At 37.6% G+C, this 22,840-nt stretch carries 21 protein-coding genes; 11 read left to right on the top strand and 10 right to left on the bottom strand.

Annotated elements, in window-relative coordinates; all coding sequences use genetic code 11:
- Window positions 1-24 precede the first annotated feature (24 nt).
- The gene (locus DM558_RS07910) at window positions 25-1,314 is read left to right on the top strand and encodes a bifunctional DedA family/phosphatase PAP2 family protein (protein WP_127163288.1); all 1,290 of its coding nucleotides are present in this window, start codon (window positions 25-27) and stop codon (window positions 1,312-1,314) included.
- A 1-nt stretch (window position 1,315) separates the two neighbouring features.
- On the opposite strand, the gene DM558_RS07905 is transcribed toward DM558_RS07910, so the two are convergent.
- Together DM558_RS07905 and mutM are read right to left on the bottom strand one after the other, a co-directional pair.
- Complete coding sequence (locus DM558_RS07905; RefSeq protein WP_127163286.1) at window positions 1,316-3,154, bottom strand: ABC transporter ATP-binding protein; 1,839 nt, start codon at window positions 3,152-3,154, stop codon at window positions 1,316-1,318.
- A 137-nt stretch (window positions 3,155-3,291) separates the two neighbouring features.
- A complete protein-coding gene (mutM, locus tag DM558_RS07900; protein WP_127163284.1) occupies window positions 3,292-4,104 on the bottom strand; it encodes a bifunctional DNA-formamidopyrimidine glycosylase/DNA-(apurinic or apyrimidinic site) lyase in 813 nt (270 codons plus the stop codon).
- 149 nt (window positions 4,105-4,253) lie between these two features.
- Between mutM and DM558_RS07895 the strand changes: the two genes are divergently transcribed.
- Entirely contained in the window at window positions 4,254-4,991 is a 738-nt protein-coding gene (locus tag DM558_RS07895; RefSeq protein WP_127163283.1) for a phosphoadenylyl-sulfate reductase, read from the top strand.
- Between the two features lie 14 nt (window positions 4,992-5,005).
- A complete protein-coding gene (locus tag DM558_RS07890; protein WP_127163281.1) occupies window positions 5,006-6,292 on the top strand; it encodes a M18 family aminopeptidase in 1,287 nt (428 codons plus the stop codon).
- Between the two features lie 4 nt (window positions 6,293-6,296).
- Here the strand turns inward: DM558_RS07890 and DM558_RS07885 are convergent, their stop codons facing one another.
- From DM558_RS07885 to serS, 4 genes are read right to left on the bottom strand one after another with little or no spacing between them, the layout of a single operon-like run.
- Window positions 6,297-6,752, bottom strand: coding sequence for a hypothetical protein (locus tag DM558_RS07885; protein ID WP_127163279.1), 456 nt, complete (start codon window positions 6,750-6,752; stop codon window positions 6,297-6,299).
- Window positions 6,753-6,794: 42 nt separating this feature from the next.
- Window positions 6,795-7,364: a tetratricopeptide repeat protein gene (locus DM558_RS07880; RefSeq protein ID WP_127163278.1), complete on the bottom strand. Its 570-nt coding sequence runs from the start codon at window positions 7,362-7,364 to the stop codon at window positions 6,795-6,797.
- Window positions 7,365-7,403: 39 nt separating this feature from the next.
- Window positions 7,404-8,783: a siroheme synthase CysG gene (cysG, locus tag DM558_RS07875; RefSeq protein WP_127163276.1), complete on the bottom strand. Its 1,380-nt coding sequence runs from the start codon at window positions 8,781-8,783 to the stop codon at window positions 7,404-7,406.
- A 4-nt stretch (window positions 8,784-8,787) separates the two neighbouring features.
- Window positions 8,788-10,068: a serine--tRNA ligase gene (gene serS, locus DM558_RS07870; RefSeq protein WP_127163274.1), complete on the bottom strand. Its 1,281-nt coding sequence runs from the start codon at window positions 10,066-10,068 to the stop codon at window positions 8,788-8,790.
- A gap of 259 nt (window positions 10,069-10,327) precedes the next feature.
- On the opposite strand from serS, the gene hemG reads away from it, so the two are divergent.
- The 3 genes from hemG to DM558_RS15815 all read left to right on the top strand — a co-directional run bounded on the left by hemG (window position 10,328) and on the right by DM558_RS15815 (window position 11,388).
- Window positions 10,328-10,864 (top strand): menaquinone-dependent protoporphyrinogen IX dehydrogenase, encoded by a 537-nt coding sequence (gene hemG / locus DM558_RS07865; RefSeq protein WP_127163272.1) that lies wholly within the window; start codon window positions 10,328-10,330, stop codon window positions 10,862-10,864.
- 9 nt (window positions 10,865-10,873) lie between these two features.
- On the top strand, window positions 10,874-10,990 hold the full coding sequence (locus tag DM558_RS16040; protein WP_407644301.1) for an AAA family ATPase: 117 nt from the start codon (window positions 10,874-10,876) through the stop codon (window positions 10,988-10,990).
- Between the two features lie 152 nt (window positions 10,991-11,142).
- Window positions 11,143-11,388 carry a hypothetical protein gene (locus DM558_RS15815; protein WP_228411841.1) on the top strand — a complete coding sequence of 82 codons (246 nt, stop codon included), beginning with the start codon at window positions 11,143-11,145 and terminating at the stop codon, window positions 11,386-11,388.
- Between the two features lie 56 nt (window positions 11,389-11,444).
- Here DM558_RS15815 and ilvC read toward each other — a convergent pair whose 3' ends face one another.
- On the bottom strand, window positions 11,445-12,455 hold the full coding sequence (gene ilvC, locus DM558_RS07855) for a ketol-acid reductoisomerase (protein ID WP_109702237.1): 1,011 nt from the start codon (window positions 12,453-12,455) through the stop codon (window positions 11,445-11,447).
- Window positions 12,456-13,117: 662 nt separating this feature from the next.
- Between ilvC and DM558_RS07850 the strand changes: the two genes are divergently transcribed.
- Window positions 13,118-13,414, top strand: a complete 297-nt coding sequence (locus DM558_RS07850; RefSeq protein ID WP_109702238.1) for an HU family DNA-binding protein — start codon at window positions 13,118-13,120, stop codon at window positions 13,412-13,414.
- A 274-nt stretch (window positions 13,415-13,688) separates the two neighbouring features.
- Here DM558_RS07850 and yejK read toward each other — a convergent pair whose 3' ends face one another.
- Both yejK and DM558_RS07840 read right to left on the bottom strand, forming a co-directional pair.
- The gene (yejK, locus tag DM558_RS07845) at window positions 13,689-14,696 is read right to left on the bottom strand and encodes a nucleoid-associated protein YejK (RefSeq protein ID WP_127163270.1); all 1,008 of its coding nucleotides are present in this window, start codon (window positions 14,694-14,696) and stop codon (window positions 13,689-13,691) included.
- A gap of 13 nt (window positions 14,697-14,709) precedes the next feature.
- Entirely contained in the window at window positions 14,710-16,551 is a 1,842-nt protein-coding gene (locus DM558_RS07840; protein WP_127163268.1) for an SLC13 family permease, read from the bottom strand.
- A gap of 257 nt (window positions 16,552-16,808) precedes the next feature.
- Here DM558_RS07840 and DM558_RS07835 point away from each other — a divergent pair, with 257 nt between their 5' ends.
- From DM558_RS07835 to DM558_RS07820, 4 genes are all read left to right on the top strand, one after another.
- Window positions 16,809-17,558, top strand: a complete 750-nt coding sequence (locus tag DM558_RS07835) for a DsbC family protein (RefSeq protein ID WP_127163266.1) — start codon at window positions 16,809-16,811, stop codon at window positions 17,556-17,558.
- Window positions 17,559-17,601: 43 nt separating this feature from the next.
- The gene (locus DM558_RS07830) at window positions 17,602-18,051 is read left to right on the top strand and encodes a hypothetical protein (RefSeq protein WP_127163264.1); all 450 of its coding nucleotides are present in this window, start codon (window positions 17,602-17,604) and stop codon (window positions 18,049-18,051) included.
- 111 nt (window positions 18,052-18,162) lie between these two features.
- Window positions 18,163-20,769: a type I DNA topoisomerase gene (gene topA / locus DM558_RS07825; RefSeq protein ID WP_127163262.1), complete on the top strand. Its 2,607-nt coding sequence runs from the start codon at window positions 18,163-18,165 to the stop codon at window positions 20,767-20,769.
- 268 nt (window positions 20,770-21,037) lie between these two features.
- Window positions 21,038-22,378 (top strand): type IV pilus assembly protein FimV, encoded by a 1,341-nt coding sequence (locus tag DM558_RS07820; RefSeq protein WP_127163261.1) that lies wholly within the window; start codon window positions 21,038-21,040, stop codon window positions 22,376-22,378.
- 85 nt (window positions 22,379-22,463) lie between these two features.
- Here DM558_RS07820 and DM558_RS07815 read toward each other — a convergent pair whose 3' ends face one another.
- Entirely contained in the window at window positions 22,464-22,781 is a 318-nt protein-coding gene (locus DM558_RS07815) for a YhbY family RNA-binding protein (protein ID WP_127163259.1), read from the bottom strand.
- Between the last annotated feature and the right edge of the window lie 59 nt (window positions 22,782-22,840).

The following is a 22,840-nucleotide window of genomic DNA, read 5'->3' as shown; positions in this document are numbered from 1 at the left end:
TAACAAGAGTGAACATATTTTTTTATGCTTGATTGGTTGAATGCTTTTTTACAGCACCATCAAAGTTTAATTGGATTAGTTATTTTTCTTATAGTTTTCTTTGATTGCATTGCTTTGCTCGGATTAGCTATTCCCGGTAATACAATGGTTGTGATTGCAAGTGCTGTCGCAGGTAGTTATAACTACCCTCTCTGGAAAGTAATTATCCTCGGCATTTTGGGCGGGTGGCTGGGTGACATTGTCTCGTATGGTATTGGCTATAAGCTTAAAAAAAGAGTTTATCAACTTAGCTTTGTTAAGAAAAATCCTAAATGGATCAACTCCGCTGATAACTACCTTAAGCATTATGGTATTATGGGGCTTGTGTTAGGACGTTTTGTTAGCCCTTTACGATCAAACATGTCAATGATGGTTGGTATTTTTCACTATCCTGTGGTTACCTTTCTAATTGTTACCCTTATGGCCAGTTCTCTTTGGACAATCACTTTCGTTGTTCCAAGTTGGTTGACGGGGGTTGCCTTTTCTTTTCCTGTTGATGAGCAATTTTGGATGACGTTAATTTATGTAGTCGCTATTCTAGCTATTTTTATTGCAATAAGTGTTTATGGGTGCCTTAAGCAAAAGAGCTGGGTGACTGCTTATATGTCATTGGCTAGCTTAGTTTTATTGTTATTGCTTTATCTTTTTTTACCGAACTTAAATACTTTGGATCAAGGTGTACTGGCAATTGTTCAAACGATTCAAGAAAAGCCATTAGAAAAGGTAGCGCATTTTATAACGGAGCTAGGAGGATATAAAGTACAGTTTGTTATATCAGCTGTGTTATGTTTTTTATTGTTGTTTATGAAACAAATAAAGCCTTTATGCTTTTTTGCTTTTACAATGCTCGCCACAGCGACTATTGGTTGGATACTGAAAGAATCAATTGCTCGTGTGCGTCCTTTTGGTATGTCGGATGTTGTACAAACCTTTAGTTTTCCAAGTGGGCATACGTCTGCTTCGTTTGCCTTTTTTGTGAGTATTGGTGTGCTTGCAGGGTTAGGGAGGCCTCCTAAACAGCGTTTGATGTGGCTTTCTATTGCCTTTCTTCCTGCATTTTTGATTGGTTTGTCACGTATTTATTTAAACATGCATTGGTTAACCGATGTGATAGCAGGGGCTTTATTAGCCGTTGGTATCAGTATGTTTGTATTAACATGGGTAGAGTTCCATAAAAAAATGCAACCCTTACCCATGAAATGTTGGAAAATACTCTTACCGATAACTCTGATTGTGCTTATTTGTGGCGCTGTCCTCTCCCTTAGGGCTTTATGATTTACTCATCTAGCCCTACGAAATTGCCTGCTTGATGTTGCCATAACCGAGCATACAATCCATTTTCTTTGATTAATTGTTGATGGGTGCCCGTTTCAACAATTTTGCTGTTATTTAAAACAATAAGGCGATCCATTTTGGCAATGGTTGATAGGCGATGAGCAATTGCTATCACGGTTTTATCTTTCATAAGCATTTCTAAACTTTCTTGAATGACGGCTTCTACTTCAGAGTCTAATGCTGATGTGGCTTCATCTAAAATGAGAATAGGCGCATTTTTTAGTAGTACCCGTGCGATCGCTATTCGTTGACGCTGTCCACCTGAAAGTTTTACGCCTCGCTCACCGACTTTAGCATCTAATCCTTTACCGCCGTCATTATCGACTAGGTTAAGCACAAACTCATCGGCTTTAGCTTGGCGTAATGCATGTAGCATTTCTTCCTCCGTAGCATTAGGCTTACCGTATAAGAGATTTTCTCGAATGGATCGATGCAGTAGTGCAGTGTCTTGCGTCACCATCCCAATCTGGGATCGAAGACTATCTTGTGTGACCTCAGCGATGTTCTGATTATCGATAGTAATGCTGCCCCCTTGTAAGTCGTAAAGCCTGAGCAAAAGGTTGACTAGCGTTGACTTGCCTGCCCCCGACGGACCTACAAGACCTATTTTTTCCCCCGCTTGAATGGAAAAGTTAAGATCTTGGTAAATGGGGCGTTTACTATCGTATGAAAAGTAGATATGGTTAAACGTAATATTACCTTGAGGAACTAACAAGGGTTTTGCATTAGGTTTATCTTGTACTGTTCTAGGTTGTGAAATGGTTCTGATACCATCTTGTACAATACCAAACTCTTCAAAAACACCATTAACTACCCACATAATCCATTCAGACATGTTATTAATACGTATCACAAGCCCTGTTGCTAAAGTAATAGCACCGATGGTAATTAAGCTATTTGACCATAACCATAAAGCAAGCGCTGTTGTGCTAGTAATCATTAACCCATTAATAATACAGAGGACTTGACTCATGGCAGTGACTAGGCGTGTTGATCTTTGCGCTGCAACTGTCTGTTCTTGCATGGCTTTTTTAGCATAGTCTTGTTCGAGTTCGGTATGTGCAAACAATTTAAGTGTAGTTATATTGGTATAACTATCCACCACGCATCCCATCAATTTAGAACGGGCTCTTGCGGAGATAGCAGAGCGTTGCTTTGTTCTAGGAACAAAGTAGATTAAAGTCAATACGTAAGCAACAAGCCAAATTAATAGTGGAATAGTTAGGAGCCAATCCGCTTCGATGAATAGAAACAGTGCACTACCAATATAAATAATCACATGCCATATGGCATTTACACAGCTGATTGCAGAGCTACGTAATGAATTGCCTGTTTGCATAATACGGCTTGAAATAGTGCCCGCAAAGTCACTGTGAAAAAAATTTAAGCTTTGTTTTAAAACATACCGATGTTGTTGCCAGCGAACTAACGTAACAAGATTCGAAGTCAGTGCTTGTCTTTCTAATAGATCATGAATGAGAAAAAAGAGGGGGCGCAATAATAAGATGACAACTGCCATCCATATTAATTCATAACGGTGGTCACTAAAGAAGTTAACTGGCGAGGAGGAGGCTTGAATATAATCAACAATTTTTCCTAAAAAGTTAAAGAAAGCAACCTCTATAATCGAAGCAAAAAAACCAACAATCAGCAAACATAAAAAAATACCTTTGACTTGCTTTAAGTAATGCCAGTAAAAAGGAAGAATCTTATTAGGTGGCATTTCATCAGGGACTTCTTTAAAAGGATCAATTAGTTTTTCAAAGCGTTCAAAGAGCATGGTAGCCTCTTAAATAAAAGAATGGCAAAAACAGTAGTGTGTTAATAAGAAATATTCTCATTTTACAGCGACTAAAGGGATAATGAAATGTATTAATCTCTTTCGTTCACAAAAAACGCTCTTTAAATTAACAATAATCAGTGCTGGCAATGACTGCACCAAACCGTAGTACGTTGGCCTAGTTTAACTTCTTTTAATAGTTTGCCACAGGTTTTACAAGGTAAGTTACCACGGCCATAAACATTTAATGTTTGCTGAAAATACCCTGGTTTACCATCGCCACCCACGAAATCACGCAGTGTTGTCCCGCCTACTTCAATAGCACGAGCCAGTATTTCTTTGATGTAATGTACTAATTTTTCATAGCGTGCTTTAGAAATGCTATTGGCTGGCTTATTAGGATTAATACCTGCTGCAAATAAGGCCTCGTTAGCATAAATATTACCCACACCTACGACGACTTTGTTATCCATAATAAATAGCTTTATGGCAACACTGCGTTTACGAGAAACATCGAATAAGTAATCGCTATTAAACGCATCAGTTAATGGTTCGGGACCAAGGTTTTTAAGTAACTCATGAGTAGCAGGTTCTTTTGTCCATAAGATACAACCAAAGCGCCGAGGATCGTGATAACGTAAGATGACACCATTTTCTAATAGGATATCTACGTGGTCATGTTTTTGAACTGGCGCATTATCTTCTATAATGCGTAAGCTTCCTGACATGCCGAGGTGAATAATAATGGTACCTGATTCAAGTTCTAATAATAAGTATTTAGCACGGCGCTTAACCACTTTTATGCGTTGTTCTGAGGTTAAAATATCAAGTTCATCAGGGATCGTCCAACGTAGGCGGCGCTCTCTGACAATGACCTGTTTAATTTTTTGATTAATAATATGAGGCTCAATTCCTGAACGGGTGGTTTCAACCTCGGGTAACTCTGGCATTTTTTATCCTGTGATATCGATTAAAATAATGACATTATAAATCGCTTATCATTTTTGATCTAACCATATAAAAATAGATTCGTTTAATCTAAAAGTTATTTTTGTTAACATGCTAACAACTACTGTGATAGGCAATGAGATAAAAATAAATGACTAACTCAACGTTTGATGTTGAAACTTTAGCGACAACATATAGCGATAAATCACCGCGTGACATTCTCAAATTAGCGTTTGAACACTTTAATGATGACCTGTGGGTATCATTTAGTGGTGCAGAAGATGTAGTTGCATTAGATATGGCATGGCGAATTAATAAAAAGGTGAATGTATTTTGCCTTGATACAGGAAGACTACATCCTGAAACATATCAATTTATTGAAGAGGTTAGGGATTTTTACTCGATTAATATTGAAATATTATCACCGGATTACCAAAAATTAGAGCCTTTTATCAAAGAAAAGGGGCTTTTTAGTTTTTATAAAGATGGGCACAGTGAATGTTGTGGTATTCGTAAAGTTGAACCGTTACGCCGTAAGTTATCAACTATCGGTGCTTGGGTAACAGGGCAGCGCCGTGATCAAAGCCCTGGTACACGTAGTCATGTGCCTGTGATGGAAAAGGATATGACATTCTCGACACCAACCAATCAACTTTATAAGTTTAATCCCTTAGCCAATATGAGCAGTAAGGAAGTATGGGATTATATTCGAATGATGGAAATACCGTATAATAGTCTACATACAAAAGGTTTTATTAGTATTGGTTGTGAGCCTTGTACGCGTCCTGTACTTCCTAATCAGCATGAGCGCGAAGGACGCTGGTGGTGGGAAGAGGGCACGCAAAAAGAATGTGGATTACACGCCGGTAATTTAATCGCTAAAGAGTAAAGGATAGTATTTAAATGAGCAATGCATCAAGTCAGGCACTGATTAACTTTATTCATGAGTCACCAACTCCTTTTCATGCGGTCAGTAAAATGATTGGGCAGTTAGAGGCTGCTGGCTATCAACCTTTATATGAGCAAGATAGCTGGTCAATTCAAGCAGGTGGGCGTTATTATGTGACGCGTAATGATTCCTCACTCATTGCTTTTAAACTGGGGAAAATTAAGTTAGAAGAGTCGGGCTTTAGAATGGTAGGTGCTCATACAGATAGCCCTTGCTTACAAGTTAAACCCCAACCTGAGTTAAATAAAAGTGGTTGTTGGCAGTTAGGTGTTGCTGTTTATGGTGGGGCTTTGTTATCCCCTTGGTTTGATAGAGACTTGTCTCTAGCAGGTCGTGTTACTTTTACTCATCAAGGTAAAGTACAAAGCCGTTTAATTAATATAGAATCACCGATTGCGATTATTCCTAATCTCGCTATTCATCTCAACCGAGAAGCCAATAAAGGTTGGGCTATTAACCAACAAACCGAGCTTCCCCCCATCATCGCATGCAGTGACGATATCCCCTTTGATCTAAAAGCATTATTAGCTAAACAGCTATTTAGTGAGTATGGTTTACAAGAGGTTGAACTCTTGGATTATGAATTAAGCTTTTATGACAATCAAAAAGGCAATATAGTAGGCTTAAATAATGATTTTATTACCAGTGCCCGTTTAGATAATCTATTATCCTGCTATACAGGACTTGAAGCTTTATTGCATGCAAATGATGAACAAAATTGTTTGCTTATTTGTACTGATCATGAAGAGGTCGGTTCATGTTCTGCTTGTGGTGCGGATGGCCCTTTTTTAGAGCAAGTATTAACAAGGCTCATGCCTGATCCAAGCGCTTTAAGTCGTTGTATTGAGAAATCCATACTCGTCTCCGCCGATAATGCTCATGCGCAACATCCCAACTACCCACAAAAGCATGATGAACAACATGCACCTAAAATTAATGCAGGCCCTGTCATAAAGATCAATGGCAATCAACGCTATGCCTCTAATAGCATTACGGCAGGTATTTTTCGTCATCTTTGCCAAATTAATCAAGTTCCTGTACAAACCTTCGTTACCCGGAGCGATATGGGCTGTGGCTCAACCATCGGACCTATTGCAGCGAGTAAGGTGGGTGTAAAAACAGTGGATATCGGTTTACCAACTTGGGCAATGCACTCCATTAGGGAGGTAGCAGGGACGAAAGACGTAACCTATATGATGACGATATTGAAAGCATTTTATGAAATAGAGAGTCTCTATTAGATATTTACAGTTCGTATTGTCTAGCATCTTGCTCATAAATGCAGTCAAAATAGCCATCTTTTAGTACAGACATAAGATAGCTTTCTAAAAAATTAGCGATAGAACCTGCCTGTTCATATTGGTGAACATGGCGGCATTCGTGTGAAAGTAGTCTTCTTGAGAGAAGTCCCTTTTTGATTAAAATGCCATAACCTAAGGTAAGTCCTGCGGTATTCTCACTTAAGAAGCCTAATGCTATTGCAGCTTGTTGCAATACGATATCATCAGGTAAAGGAAATCTCTCTAGTTCTAATAGGTAAATCTTTTTAGGCTGGCTAACACCAACACGTTGCGCATCAAGTATTTGTTGTTGATTTAGTAATTTACCATGCTGACAAATATAAGATTGTGTTTCTTCAGCCCATAGAGTAATTTTGGGTAAAAGTTCAGAGAAGTGAGCTTTTATAAAGTTAATATCCATTCAGTTTTCTGTCCACCTCTAATATGTTGTTAGACTACACCTTTACTGTATTTGGTTTAAAAAGTTTTTTGCATCAGAATAACCCGCGTTGGCTGATTTAGATAACCATTCTTTTGCTTTAGTTATATCTTTTGGTGTCCCTTTACCATAATAGTAGTCAATTCCAACAGCATACATCGACATCGGATTGCCTAGTTTTGCCGCTTTTAGAAACCATTGAAAGGCTTTTTGAGGGTTTTTCTCAACACCCAAACCGTGACTGTACATATAACCAATGTTATTGATGGCATCAAAATTATTATATTTAGCAGCTTTTAAATAGTATTTCATCGCTTCTTGATAGTTTTTTTGATCTAAACTTTGCTGGCCACGTTGGAAGATGGCATATATTTCTGATAGTGATAAATTATTTTCTTTAAATTGTTTAACAGCCTCACATGCTTGAAGTGTTGCTTTTTGGTCTTTACAACGGCTAATTAATATTGCTGTTTCCTCTGGATGACTATCATACCAAGTGTCAGACATTGCGTCTTTCTGCCATTGTTCTTGGTTATAAGTTTTTATCCCTAATATGATTACAATGGCAATAATAATGATGATTAAAAACTTCATGTTTTTATTCTCCTATTTACTGTTTCCTTCGCCAGCTTGTTAGTTAAACCAAGCTAATTTATCCCTTAGTTTGACCACCTCACCCACAATAATTAGAGTGGGTGCTTGTATGGTTTTGTTTGCCAGAGTTTCAGGCATATTGGCGAGTGTGCTGGTGAAAACTCGCTGAGATTGTGTCGTTCCTTGCTCAATAAGTGCCATAGGCGTATCAGGGGCTTGACCGTGTTGAATAAGCTGTTGGCAAATAGTTGGCAAACCAATAAGCCCCATATAAAAGACGACGGTTTGACCTTTGGCAACAAGTTCTTGCCAAGGTAAATCAATACTATTGTCTTTTAAATGTCCTGTGACAAAACGAACAGATTGGGCATAATCACGATGAGTGAGAGGAATACCAGCGTAAGCTGCACAGCCACTAGCTGCAGTAATTCCCGGAACGACTTGAAATGCTATGTTATGATCGGCTAAGGTCTCGATCTCCTCACCGCCACGTCCAAATATAAAAGGGTCTCCACCTTTCAGGCGCACAACACGTTTACCCTGTTTGGCAAGATTTACCAAGAGCAGATTAATATCGTCTTGTGGTAATGTGTGATTATTGCGCTTCTTACCTACATAAATACGGTCAGCATCACGGCGGCATAGATCAATGATTTCAGGTGCAACCAAGCGATCATACAAGACGACATCTGCTTGTTGCATCAAGCGTAATGCTCTAAAGGTAAGCAAATCAGGATCACCAGGGCCGGCACCTACCAAATAAACCTCACCTTTAGGCGGTTGGTCTTGAGTATTATCTAACAGTTGTTGTAGCTCTTTTTCTGCTTGGCTTTCTCGCCCGGCTAATACCTGCTCACTAATAGAACCTTGTAATACCTTTTCCCAGAAAATACGCCGCTGTTCTGTATTAGAGAAATGTTGTTTGACTTTATCACGGAATTTTTCAGCGAGCTTGGCGAGTTTGGCATAACCGCTGGGGAGTAAAGTTTCTAACTTAGCCCGTAATAAGCGAGCTAAAACGGGGGACTTTCCGCCGCTCGAAACGGCGACAATGATAGGAGAACGGTCGATAATGGCAGGAAAAATAACAGTGCTTAGAGTCGGATTATCCACTACATTCACAGGAATGCGGCGTAATCTTGCGTCGTTTGAAATGTGTTGATTAACTAACAGATCATTAGTAGCGGCTACAATTAATAGTGAGTTGGCAATATGTGATTCATGGTAATGCGCTTGGATATAATGGCATTGGTGCTTTGTAAGAAGCGCCTTTAATTCTTCATTAATACAGGGAGCTACAACTGTGAGTTTAGCACTGCTGGCCAGTAATAGTCTGGCCTTACGCAGTGCTATAGAACCACCGCCAACTAATAAGACATCTTGTCCTTGTAGGTTGTGAAAAAGTGGTAGAAAGTCCATAAACTTAGCGAATAACCTCAATACCGCCCATATAGGGTTTCAACGCATCAGGAACGATAATTGAACCGTCTGCCTGTTGATAATTTTCAAGTACAGCCACGAGTGTACGGCCAACCGCTAAACCAGAACCGTTTAGGGTGTGTACTAATTCTGGTTTATTTGTTTCTGCATTACGGTAACGTGCTAGCATACGGCGTGCTTGGAAATCACCGCAGTTAGAGCAAGAGGAAATTTCACGGTATTTGTCTTGACTCGGAATCCATACTTCAATATCGTAGGTTTTAACAGCGCCAAAGCCCATATCACCAGTACATAGTGTAATTACACGATAGGGTAGGTTAAGTAGTTGTAATACTTTTTCAGCATTGGCTGTTAATTCCTCTAATGCTTGCATTGAGGTAGAAGGCTCAACAATGCGTACCATTTCAACTTTATCAAATTGGTGCTGACGAATCATGCCACGAGTATCTCTACCTGAAGCACCTGCTTCACTTCTAAAGCAAGGGGAGTGAGCCACTAGTTTAATGGGTAGTTGTTTTTCTTCTAAGATTTGCCCTGCGACGAGGTTTGTTAACGTGACCTCTGCGGTTGGAATAAGATATAGATCAGATGCATCTTCACGAGGTAACTTAAATAGGTCTTCTTCGAATTTAGGGAGTTGACCTGTACCTTGTAGTGTTTGAGCTTGAACTAAGTAAGGTGTATAAGCCTCTTCATACCCATGTTCTGATGTATGTAGGTTGATCATAAATTGTGCTAGGGCGCGATGTAATCTTGCGATAGCGCCTTTTAATACGGTAAAGCGAGCACCAGACATTCTAACTGCTGCTTCAAAATCAAGCCCGCCGATCGCAGTGCCAAGATCAACGTGATCTTTTACTTCAAAATCAAAAGCTTTAGGCGCTCCCCAACGTCTTACTTCGACATTATCTTCTTCATCGGCACCGACAGGAACACTTTCATCTGGTAGATTGGGAATAGCTAATAAGATCGCATCTAGTTCAGCTTGTATTGTGTCAAGTTCTGCTTTATTTTTTTCAAGATCATCACCCAACTGGTCTACTTCTGCTAGTAGGGGCGCGATGTCTTCTCCACGTTGTTTTGCTTGGCCGATTGCTTTTGCTCGGGCATTACGATCTGCTTGTAATCGCTCTGTTGTTACTTGTGCAGTGCGGCGTTTTTGCTCGAGTGCTTCGATTTTTTCAACATCGAGTATGAAACCACGAGCAGCAAGTCGTTTCGCTATTTCTTTGGGTTGTGTTCTTACCAATTTTGAATCTAACATTATTCTGTCTCAATATGTTAATAAGAAAAATATATAAAATGTAATGAACTACATTATAAAGAGGTCAAGAGGTAAATGAAAAAGGTTTATCACCTTTTTATCAAAAAAACTACGCTATAATTATAACCTTATTAAAATAAACTGTTTAATAACATATAATAGTTTATAGCTGTGGGGACAATATTTACTTTGCCTCTATTTATTATGTTACAGTGAAAGAATGTATAGCTTTTTTAATAGTCTTGATGAGAGTGCTAAAATGACCACTAAAACATTGCTTTTATATTCAACTGTCGAGGGGCAGACTCTGACTATTTTAGAGAAAATAGCAAAGCAACTGCCTGATCAAAGTTATCAACTACATAATATAGAAGAACCTCTTAATAAAAACCTAAATGACTATGATGCTATTTTGGTAGGTGGATCCATTCGCTATGGGCGCTTTAGAAAGTCATTAATCCAGTTTGTTAATACACATACTGATATTTTAAATAGGAAAAAAACGGCGTTCTTTTGTGTTTGCGTCACTGCGAGGAAAGTAGGTAAAGATACGCCAGAGGGTAGTGTTTATACCCGTAAGTTTTTTGCTAAAACGAAATGGCAACCACAGTTAAAGGCTGTGTTTGCAGGTGCTTTATATTATCCACAATACAATTGGTTTGATAGAAATATGATCCGTTTTATTATGAAAATGGGTGGTGAGAAAAATCACGATATGACTCAAAACTACAGTTATACTGATTGGAATAAAGTGGATGAGTTCGCTAAAAGATTTTTATTACTAACAAGTAGTTAAAGGATAGCCGTGTTAATTATTTTTAGTGGGCTGCCAGGATGTGGTAAAAGCAGTATTTCAAGTGAACTTGCCAAACAGCTTAATGCTATCTATTTACGTATTGATACAATAGAGCAACTATACTGAACTCAGGGACAGCAGCTAATACATTAGGCTATTTTATTGCTTATGCAATAGCTCAGGATAATATAAACATTGGCAATACAGTCATTACTGACTCTGTAAATCCATTACACTTAACCCGTAATACATATCGCAATATTGCACTTTCTCGTGGTGTGTCTTATTTAGAGGTTGAGGTAATTTGTTCTGATATTACACTACATCAAGAGCATATTGAAAAAAGAGCATCAAATATTGATGGATTGAAATTACCCGATTGGAGTGATGTTATAAATCGCCACTATGAGTCTTGGGATAGAGAGAGGTTAGTGATTGATAGCGCAACGCTTACAATTAATCAAAGTGTAGATAAAATTATAAAAGCAATACAAAGTGATTTTCCTACTTACAACCACAATTAAATAATACAGTACAACTAAGTAGGCAATAGGAAGCCCCTATTACCTACTTGAATAGACTATTTAGCGCCTAAGTCTGTTTCTTTAGCAAAAGTCTCACGCCATAGCTTACCAGTTTGCTCCATATCACTGTCTTTACGTTCTCTACGCATACGGTGAAGTGTTGGCATACCATGACTAAATTCAACTAACCAATTACGGGCGAAAACCCCTTTTTCTGTTTCATTAAATACTTCACGGATAGCTTCTCTATTAATAACACGAGGACCGCTATGTCTAACCGCAAATTCACAAGTACGGCTACAGTGAGTTGAAAGGTATGTTTCAATACCTACTGCATCGATATCATCGATAACTGAGCGAATAGAACGGATTGCTTTTGCATAAGCGAATGATTTAGGGTAACCCGCATCGGCCATTAATTGATAAACTTCTCTCATAAGATGGATTGTACCGCCGTACAATACTTGTTCTTCGAAGTTATCACCTTCAGTCTCATGTTGGAAAGACATTTCAATAGTACCCGCACGTGTACTACCCGCAGCTTTTGCTAATGCAAGTTCTGTTTTCAATGCATTACCAGTGTAGTCTTGCTCAACACAAACACACCCATAAATACCTGATCCATCTAAATATTTTTGGCGTACGACAGGCCCTGGGCCATTGGGGACGTAGAGTGTAACGTCAACATTTTTAGGGGGTTGAATTGTGCCATATAAAATAGCAAAGCCATGACAAAAGCTTAGTGTTTGACCTTCTTTTAAATGTTCATGAATATGTTTTTTATAGGCTTCAGGCTGTGCAGGATCTTGTAATAAAACGTGTACTAGATCACTTTGTTTGACAGCATCTTCGATGCTCATTACGGTATGACCATCTGCTTCAGCTCTTTCCCAGTCAGGGAAGAATTTGCGATCGCCACAACCAACAATAACTTTTATTCCGCTATCACGGATATTTAAACTTTGTGCTCTAGCTTGGCTACCATAACCAATAATAGCAACTGTTTTTCCTTTCAATGGTTCTAAGGATACATCCTCATCACGATAAATCTTTTCTGAAAATTTCATAAACCCGCTCCTTGATTCAAAAGAAATACACATAAGTGGTACTATAAAACTATGTACGAAAGTTTATAGCAATACAACTAAAGTCTAATTTTAATAATCATCATAATAAGGTAAATAATTTATTTTTGTTCTTGGTATAGAACAAATGTTTATGGTCGAAGAAAAACAATGGCTACAGGTTTTTTGATTATATTAAAAATTAATAAAAATATAGTGATAATTTGTGTACGAATACTGAGTAATCATTTGATTATTTATTAAAGTGATAAGTGATATAGATCAAATTTTGATACTTAATAAAAGTAGAGGAAAAGTAACTCAAAGTAAATTTAGAAAAATAGCTTTTCGTTAAATAAAAATATTAAACGAGTGACTGATCTAGCAAAACTGAAATGCGGCTTAACGAAAAAAGTTTGGGATCACTAGAGAGCTTGGCCTATGACAGAGCAGTAAACGTGAGGTTTTAAGTGGAGGTTAGTTTTAGGGATTGGAGTATACAATAAAGATCAAATTAAGAAAGATTTGAAAAAAACCTAATATGACAGCTGTTTATTAATATAATTTATCTCCTATAATGATTGCAACCTAAAGAAAAGAGAGATACTATACTAAGCATTGACTACCATATATTTATTAATACATGTGAAAATAGGAACAACGAAATGAATAAGACAGAGTTAATTAATGCTATTGCAACTAAGGCTAATACTACACAAGCGGAAGCTGGACGTGTGCTTAATGCATTTTTAGAGACTGTTACTGAAACACTACAAAAGGATGAGTCAGTTGCATTAGTAGGTTTTGGTAGTTTTGAGGTGAAACAGCGTGCAGAGCGTCAAGCACGTAATTTACAAACAGGTAAGCCAATGACTATTCCTGCAAAAAAAGCACCTGTATTTAAAGCAGGTAAAGGCTTAAAAGAAGCTGTAGACGCGCCAAAGAAAGCTAAAAAGAAATAATTTATTTCCTAATAGTTTATAGTAAGGGACTGGATTTAATCTAGCCCCTTATAGCTATTTATTATTTTAAAGTAATTACCGAAATAACTCCTAAATTATCGATTATTCTATCGTATTGATAATATTTTTACCTATCTATTCTATTAGTTTTGCACTATAGATACTTAAATGATATTGGTTAGAATAAAAGAACTCTCTATTAATATCCTCTCTAACTGTTGTAGTCAATTAAGGCATTCCCTTATTTTTATACTGGGAATAAGTTTGAATATAATCACTTATTATTGCGTTTTAATTGATCTTTTAGCTTCGTAGGGACTTGATGAATAATCAATGTATCACTGCTTTCATCGTACTCAATACGCGAGCCTAATAGATGTGCCTCGAAACTTATAGATAAACCTTCGGCACGGCCAGTGAATCGCTTAAACTGATTCAGTGTACGTTTATCAGGAGGAATAACAGGCGATAACCCATAGTCTTTATTACGAATGTAGTCATAAAAAGCACGGGGTGTTTCTTCATTCATAAGTTCGGATAATTCATCCAGTGAAATCGCTTCACCTAATCGAGCTTGTGAACTAGCATAACTGACGAGAGTGTCTGTTTTTTGTTTGGTTTGATCTTCGGAATAATCTTCATCTTCTACATAATCGCTGAAAGCTTTCAATAATGTACGTGTCTCACTGGGGGCATCAACGCCTTCTTGGCATCCGATAAAGTCCCTAAAGTAATCAGATACTTTTTTACCATTTTTGCCACGAATAAATGAAATATATTGTTTTGACTGTTTGTTATTTTGCCACTCGGAAAGGTTTATACGTGCGGCTAAATGCAGCTGAGCTAAATCAAGGTGCTTAGCTTCAGTTATTTCCAGACTATCAGTTACGGTTACCCCTTTGGTATGATGGAGGAGGGTAATAGTAAGGTAGTCTGTCATTCCTTGTTGATAGTGTGCAATAAGTACATAGCCACCCATGGATAGATTAGACTCTTCCATCAATTTTTGTAAGTGTTCTGAAGCTTGTTTACTAAAACTAATAAAATCTTGTTGTTTCTCTAAGTATTGAGTTAACCAACCGCTAAAGGGATAAGCGCCAGATTCTTCATGAAAGTAGCCCCATGCTTTATTTGGCTTGGCATTGTAGCTCTCATTTAAATCGGTTAATAAGTTTTCCATTGCTTGAGATAGAGATAACTCATGTTCACTGAGATGGAGTACTGATGGTGTTCCGTCAGGTTTTTTATCAATTAAATGGACAATGCTATGATGGATAGGCATGTTTCTCTCATTTTTATGGTATAGGGTGTAGAGGAAATAATATAGGTACAAAGAGGATACAAATTACCATAACTATCAAGGTAAAGGGTACTCCTAATTTTATAAAGTCGATAAATTTATAGCGCCCAGGCCCTACAACTAGTGTGTTGACAGGGGATGATACGGGGGTCATAAATGCGGCAGAGGCCGCAAGAGCGATTGTCATGGCAAATGGATAGGGTGAGACACCTACTTGTTCAGCCGCTTGAATGGCTATCGGGGCTAATAGAATAGCTGTTGCCGTGTTAGAGATAAATAGGCCAATAGAGGCTGTTAAAATAAATAAAGCAGCAATGAGTAGATGCGGGCTAGAGTCCCCCACGACAGAGAGTAATCCAGATACAGCTAGATTAACTCCCCCCGTTTTTTGTAATGCTGCCGCAAAGGGAAACATACCAATAATTAAGATTAAACTTTGCCAATGGATAGATTTGTAAGCACTGTCCATGTCAATACAACGAAATGCTCCCATTAGTAAGCAGCCTAGCAAGGCAGTGATCACGTTGGGGAAAATACCACTGATCATTAATCCAACGGTGATAGCCAGTGTTATAAGCGCATAAGGTGCACGGCTAAGTGCAGGGGCTACTTGATCAATTTCTGCGGGCAGGCTTAAAACCAAGAAATCTTGATTGAGTGTTTGTAGTTGTTTAATGGCTTTCCATGTTCCGATGACTAATAAAGTGTCACCTAGCTTGAGATTTTCATCTATGATGTCATTTTCTAATGACTCACCATTACGCCGTAATCCAACCACATTCAATCGATAGGTAGAACGAAAACCTATTTCTAAGATATTTTTACCTATTAGCTTTGACTCAGGAGGGAGTGAAACCTCAGCCATACCGATTGAGTGTGATTGATCAGTGAAGTAATCACCTTTAAAAGCGAGTTTTGTCAGTTGAAATGTATTACAAAAATCGTCAACCGTTTCTTTGTAGAAAAAATCGCACAATAAAATGTCACCCACTTTTATTTCAAGATGTGAAGACGCATCAAGAACTTTGTAAGTGATACGCTTTTCTCTTTCTATGCCAATAATATTTGCACCAAAACGGGCTCTTAGTTGTAGTTCTGCTATGGTCTTGCCAATCATAAGGGAGCCCGAATTAACTCGTAACCGTCGGTTTCGGCCAGATAAGTTATAATCTTTAATTAAATCAACCAAATGTCGTTTATTTTGATGTGATGCGATATCGTTATCAGCGGGGGAAGCAAGTAGGCGGCGCGCAAATAGCATATAGACAATACCCATGACTAAAATCACTAAGCCAATGGGTGTAAATGAAAAGAAACTAAAGGGGGTAAACCCCGCCTCTTTTAAAGAGCTGCTGACAACAAGGTTGGGAGCTGTGGCGACCAATGTGAGCATTCCGCTGATAAGGGCAGCAAAGCTAAGTGGCATCATGAGACGTTTAGGGTCTGCATTCATGTGTCTGGCAATATTTAGAACAATAGGAATGAATATGGCAACAATACCTGTTGAGCTCATGATTGAACCAAGTAAAGCAACAGATCCCATGAGTAAGATGATAAGGCGTGTTTCGTTGTTTTTAGCTTGTTTAATAAGCCATTCCCCAACGCTGTAAGCAATACCTGTGCGAACAAGGCTATCACCAATAACAAAGAATGCGGCAATTAAAATAACACTGCTGTCGCTAAAGCCTATGAGTGTTTCATTAACTGTTAAAATTCCTGTAAGGGGGAAGGCGACAATAACAGAAAGCGCTACGAAATCCATACGTGGCTTATTGATAATAAAAGCGATAATAGCTACGACTAATAAGCTGAGAACGATGATTAAATCGATATTCATAGGCTAAATTTTATCTTCAAAAGGTGTCGTTCAATGCTTGAATAATATATTGTTTTTACTACTTATGATAGATAATTATAAAGTTTCAATGTTTTGTCACATAAAGTTTATTAATTATTTTGCTATTTTATGTAAAAGTATAAAATATATGAAACAGGCTAGCTGATTTTGATGTAATGTGAAATACTTTATAGCTTTCGCTGTTTTAAAGTATTTTGTATGAATAAGCTAAAAATTATAATGATGAGGAATGATTAATGTCTTTAAAAAAAATGTTAGTAGGTTTGGCGTTGGGTTTAACTGTTACTACTAATATGGTATTTGCATCAGAGCAAACAGTAAAAGCACAATTTCAAAAAGTAGTCCCTGATGTTGTGGTTAAAGAAGTATCTAAAAGTCCAATTAATGACTTTTATCAAATTCAAGTTGATAGTGGTAAAGTTTTTTATATGTCCGAAGATGGTAAATATCTTCTTCAAGGATATTTATTTGATTTATCAGGAAAAGAACCTAAAAACTTAACGTTGCAAACAGAGGAAAAGTTTGTTGCTAATCTAATTAATAATATGGATAAGTCAAAAATGGTTATTTTTAAGGCAAAAGATAATCAACCTAAGACGCACATCACTATTTTTACTGATACTACATGCCCATATTGCCACCGTTTACACCAAGAAGTGCCCATGTTAAATGCAAAGGGTATTGAGGTTCGTTATTTAGCGTTCCCACGTGAAGGCTTTGCTTCCCGAGGATTTGATGAGTTACAAAAAGTGTGGTGTGCTGATAATAAACAAGAAGCAATGAATCAGTTGATGCAAGAAATACCAGTTAAAAGCACAAAGAAATGTGAAAGTCCTGTTGTTGAGCAGTATGTGTTAGGACAAAAAATTGGCATTAGGGGAACGCCTGCTATTATCTTAGAAAATGGTCAGATTATTCCTGGTTATCAAGCCGCCGATCAGCTTATTAGTTCAGCCTTAGAGGCCGCTAGTAGTAATTCTAAGTAGCCCTTTTATGTTGTTAGGCATGGATTGGATGATGGAGTGAGTTGTGATTAAATGGGGTCGTTTTATTTTACGTCTGATCTTATTATTTATAGCAATCGGTGCGTTTGTATTAAGCATTGAGTTTTTTTACTCATTCCATTTATTAACGATTGACCAAGTCGCCGATTTGCTGAATATCTTTTCTAGTTATCCTGTTCTTTCAATAGGTGTGGGAATTGGATTAGCTTTGTTCACGTTATCGCTACTTGGTTTTATCCTGTTACTTCAATACCCTTTGTGGCGTTATCCCTTTTCTATTTTTTTAGGCTATATTGTTGGGTGTTTTATCTATTACCATTTTTATTTTATGCATCCTTTTGATAACAGTCTATTACAGTTAAATAATAATGCATGGTATTATCCCCTAGTCATTGCTACAGCCCTTTTGTTAAGAGCTATTATAGGGTTTAAATTACCGAAATTTAACAAACGAGTTGCCACAAACAACTTATGAATAAATGTTAAAAATCTATTTACTCTTGATTAAAAAATATGATAACACTATAAATAGAAGACAATAGTCGTTATTTTTTTAAATTCTTTTTATTAAGGAAATACTGTTTATATGGGTAAGTCACTGGTCATTGTTGAGTCTCCAGCTAAAGCCAAGACAATTAACAAATATTTAGGTAATCAATACATTGTTAAGTCAAGTGTTGGGCATATTCGTGATTTGCCTACGGGGGCTGCTAAAACCACGTCTGCGAGTAAAGGAAAGAAAGCTGATACGAGTCTAACCTCCAAAGAGCGTGCAAAGCAACAGTTATTTAACCGTATGGGGGTTGACCCAGAACATGGCTGGAAAGCCCATTATGAAATACTTCCTGGTAAAGAGAAAGTTGTTGACGAATTAAAGAAATTAGCTAAAGAAGCCGATACCATCTATCTCGCAACCGACTTGGATAGAGAGGGGGAAGCTATCGCTTGGCATTTGCGCGAAGCGATTGGTGGTGACGAAACACGCTATAAGCGGGTTGTATTTAATGAGATTACACAAAAGGCTATTAAGGGGGCCTTCTCTGAGCCTGGTGAACTAGATATTAATCGTGTTAATGCACAGCAAGCTCGTCGTTTTTTAGATCGTGTTGTTGGTTTCATGGTTTCTCCTTTATTATGGAAAAAAATTGCTAGAGGGCTTTCTGCCGGACGTGTGCAATCTGTCGCTGTAAAATTAATTGTTGAGCGTGAGCAGGAAATACGTGCATTTGTTCCTGAAGAGTTTTGGCAAGTGGCTGCTGATACTATGAACGCCAAAAAAGAAGCGATTGGTTTGGATGTGGTTAAATATAAGGGAGAAGCTTTTCGCCCGATTAATAAAGCTCAGACAGATCAAGCATTAGCGGTATTAAATAAAGCTTCTTACAAAGTTGTTAAGCGTGAAGATAAACCTACTAGTAGTAAACCTTCGGCTCCTTTTATTACTTCGACTCTACAACAAGCTGCAAGTACACGTTTAGGTTTTTCTGTGAAGAAAACGATGATGATGGCGCAGCGCTTGTATGAAGCGGGTTATATCACTTATATGCGTACTGATTCAACTAATCTATCTCAAGATGCTGTGAATATGGTACGTGAATACATAGAAACGAAATATGGTAAAAAGTACTTACCTGCTAAACCACTTGTTTATAGCAGTAAAGAAAATGCGCAAGAAGCGCATGAAGCGATTCGTCCTTCTGATGTACACTTAAAGTCAACTCAACTTAGTAATATGGAGCGTGATGCAGAGCGTTTATATGAGCTGATTTGGTGTCAATTTGTGGCTTGTCAAATGCCTCCCGCGGAATACCTATCAACGACATTGACAGTGCAAGCAAATGAATTTGAGCTAAAAGCTAAAGGACGTATCTTGAAGTTTGATGGTTACACCAAAGTGTTGGGCGCTATCACTAAAAATGCTGAAGACCAAGTGTTGCCCTCTGTTAATGAAGGAGAGATATTAACATTAATTAAGTTGACTCCTTCACAACATTTTACGAAGCCTTCACCTCGTTATTCTGAAGCAACACTGGTTAAAGAATTAGAGAGGCGGGGTATTGGTCGTCCTTCAACCTATGCATCTATTATTTCCACTATTCAAGATCGTGGCTATGTAAAACTACAGAATCGTCGTTTTTATGCAGAAAAAATGGGCGATATTGTGACTGAGCGCTTAAGTGAAAGTTTTTCCGATTTAATGGATTATAACTTTACGGCCAATATGGAAGAGAGTCTGGATCAAATTGCCGAAGGTGATTTGGTATGGAAGAAACTATTAGATAATTTTTATAAAGGTTTTAGTTTAAGATTAGAAAAGGCAGAGCAAGATGATGGTGGTATGCGTTCTAATACCCCAACGTTGACCCCCTTGATTAAATGTAAAGAGTGTGGGCGTGATATGATGATTCGTACTGCCTCAACAGGGGTATTTTTAGGGTGTTCTGGTTATAATTTATCACCCAAAGAACGTTGTAAAGCCACTGTGAACCTGATTTCTGGCGATGAAATAGCACAAGACGATGAAGGGGAGTCAGAAGCACGGGTTTTACATAACAAATTGCGTTGTCCTAAATGCTCTACTGCTATGGATGCTTATCTGATGGATGAGCATCACAAGTTACATATCTGTGGTAATAATCCAGATTGTGACGGTTATCAGCTGGAAGAAGGTAACTTTAAGATCAAAGGTTATGACGGCCCTCTTTTAGAGTGTGATCGTTGTGGCAGTGAGATGCAGCTAAAAACGGGACGTTTTGGTAAGTTCTTTGCCTGTACAAATGAAAGTTGTAAAAATACTCGTAAATTATTAAAGAATGGCCAACCTGCGCCCCCTAAGATTGATCCTGTTCCTATGCCTGAGTTGAAATGTGAAAAGGTTGATGATACTTATGTATTGCGTGATGGTGCTTCGGGATTATTTCTTGCGGCAAGTCAATTTCCTAAAAAGCGTGAAACTAGGGCGCCACTTGTTAAAGAGTTAATACCACATAAAACAGAAATTGATCCCAAATATCATTATTTGTGTGAAGCACCCGTTAAAGATACTGATGGTAATTTGACTATTATTCGTTTTAGTCGTAAAACTAAGGAACAGTATGTCCAAACGGAGGTGAATGGAAAACCAACGGGTTGGAAAGCTTTTTATGACGGTAATAAATGGGTTGTGACAGATAAAGCATCAAGTAAAAAGTAAAATATGTCAGAAAAAATACTTAACTGTTAGAAAATTATAGCGATTTATATGATATTGGTTGAATAAATAGCCCCTTATAATATAAACTGTAACAATATAGTAATAGAAGTATGGTTTTGCCTGTTGTTTTTGATATCCTGTGTTCTAAATTACGAAGTATTCATTAATAGGCATCACCTTTATATATAAGATAATTTTTCTGTTTTGGTGTTATAAAAGTTTAGTTGGATAGAATTATTCTATTCTAATAGAGTCTTAGGGATTTATCATGGCGCGATTTCATAAATTGGCAGCAATTGGTTTAGCAGTAACATTATCATCAGTAGGAAATGTATTTGCTTTAGGTTTAGGTGAGGTGACTTGGAAGTCTTCATTGAACCAACCCCTCAATGCGGAAATAGCTGTTTATGATGCTCATAATATTACAAATAAAGAGCTTGTTGTTAAAATAGCTTCTGTTGAAGAGTTTCAAAAAGCAGGCATTGAGAGACCTTATGTATTGTCTGATCTTGTTTTTACTCCTATTATTAAAGAGAATGGAAAAGGTATTATTAAGGTTACCTCTAAGCAACCAATTAAAGAACCTTACTTAGACTTCTTATTAAGCGTTTCATGGGCTTCTGGTCAAACATTACGTGAATATACATTGCTAATTGATCCGCCAGCTTATACGCCACCTACGGCAGTTTCTGTAAAAAAAACAGTAAAAACAGCAATAGCTCCTACTAAACCTGCTAAAAGTGTTGCACCACAAGCAACTGTAAATAGAGAGCCAAAAAAAGTTGCTTCTTCTGGCAATGCTCAGGGGAAGACGGTAAAGGCTTTTCGCGGTTCTAGCTTATGGCTTTTAGCTGAGCGTTCACGTAGTGGAGTATCGGTTCAACAAGCAATGTTAGCAATTTATGAGGCAAACCCTGATGCTTTTTTAGATGGTAAAATGAGCCTTTTAAAAGAAGGGGCTGTTTTGCGTATTCCTTCAAGTGAACAAATGCGTAAAACATCGCGTGCAGAAGCAGAGTCTCAAGTTCTCGCCAATGTAACAGGAAAAGCCTCTACTACCGTGGCACCAAGACAAGTATTAGCTGAAAACCCTACTCAAACATCAAATAATAATGATGTTGTAAAGGATCAGTTAAAATTAGCAGGTGTTTTAGAAGATGATGGTAAAGGAGCTAATCAGCAAGCATCAGAAGGTTCATCATCCATTAGCTTAAAGGATAAAATTGCTCAAGCGGCTGAAGAGATAGACGCTACACACAGTAAAAATAATGAATTGCGTAGTCGTATGTTAGATTTACAATCTCGTTTAGCTGATATGAAGAAGTTAATTGAGCTTAAAGATGATCAGTTAGCCTCTTTGCAAGCTAATATAGGAAGCCAGCAACAAAGCAGTACACCAAGTCAGGATAATGAGTCAGTTGATCAAGAGGAGCATGTTAAACAAGCTAACGATGACCAGGATGTTCCTGCTAGTCAAAGCACTGTTGCTAATGAAAGCGCTACTGTTGACAATAATAATCCTGAGAGTCAAGAGGCTGCTAAAGGGAATACAACTGAGAAAACGACAGAGCAATCTTCCGAACCATCAAAGAATCAAACTCAACAGTAAAATAAATAGAAATAGAAAGGGCAATCTAATAAGATTGCCTTTTTTATTGCTTAAAATCTTATAAAGTGAAGACCTTGATCTACTATTACAGTATTTCTTGATGGCGTAAAATATTAGAAAGTTTACGGTTCGGTTTAGCGGCTTTTTTATAGATTAAAGCTGTTTTACCGATGTTTTGGATGATTTCGCAGCCTGTTAGTTTAATAATTTCTTCCGAAAGTAGTTTGCGATCTTCTGGTGTTGTTACTGCAAGTTTTATTTTAATCAATTCATGGTCAGTTAATGCACGTTCTAATTCAGAAATAACTCCATCAGAGAGTCCATTTTTAGCTATAATAACAATAGGTTTTAAATGATGGCCAATGACTTGAAAGTTTTTTTTCTGCTGTTGGTTTACAGACATGATAAAGGTTCTCCACTAAAAAGTGGTATAGTTTACCTGACTTTTTCTAAATGAGGTAT

Origin of the sequence: Entomomonas moraniae, assembly GCF_003991975.1 — a bacterium.
Taxonomy (GTDB): domain Bacteria; phylum Pseudomonadota; class Gammaproteobacteria; order Pseudomonadales; family Pseudomonadaceae; genus Entomomonas; species Entomomonas moraniae.
The sequence above is the reverse complement of the archived record's forward strand: the minus strand, read 5'-3'. Positions and strand labels throughout refer to the sequence as shown.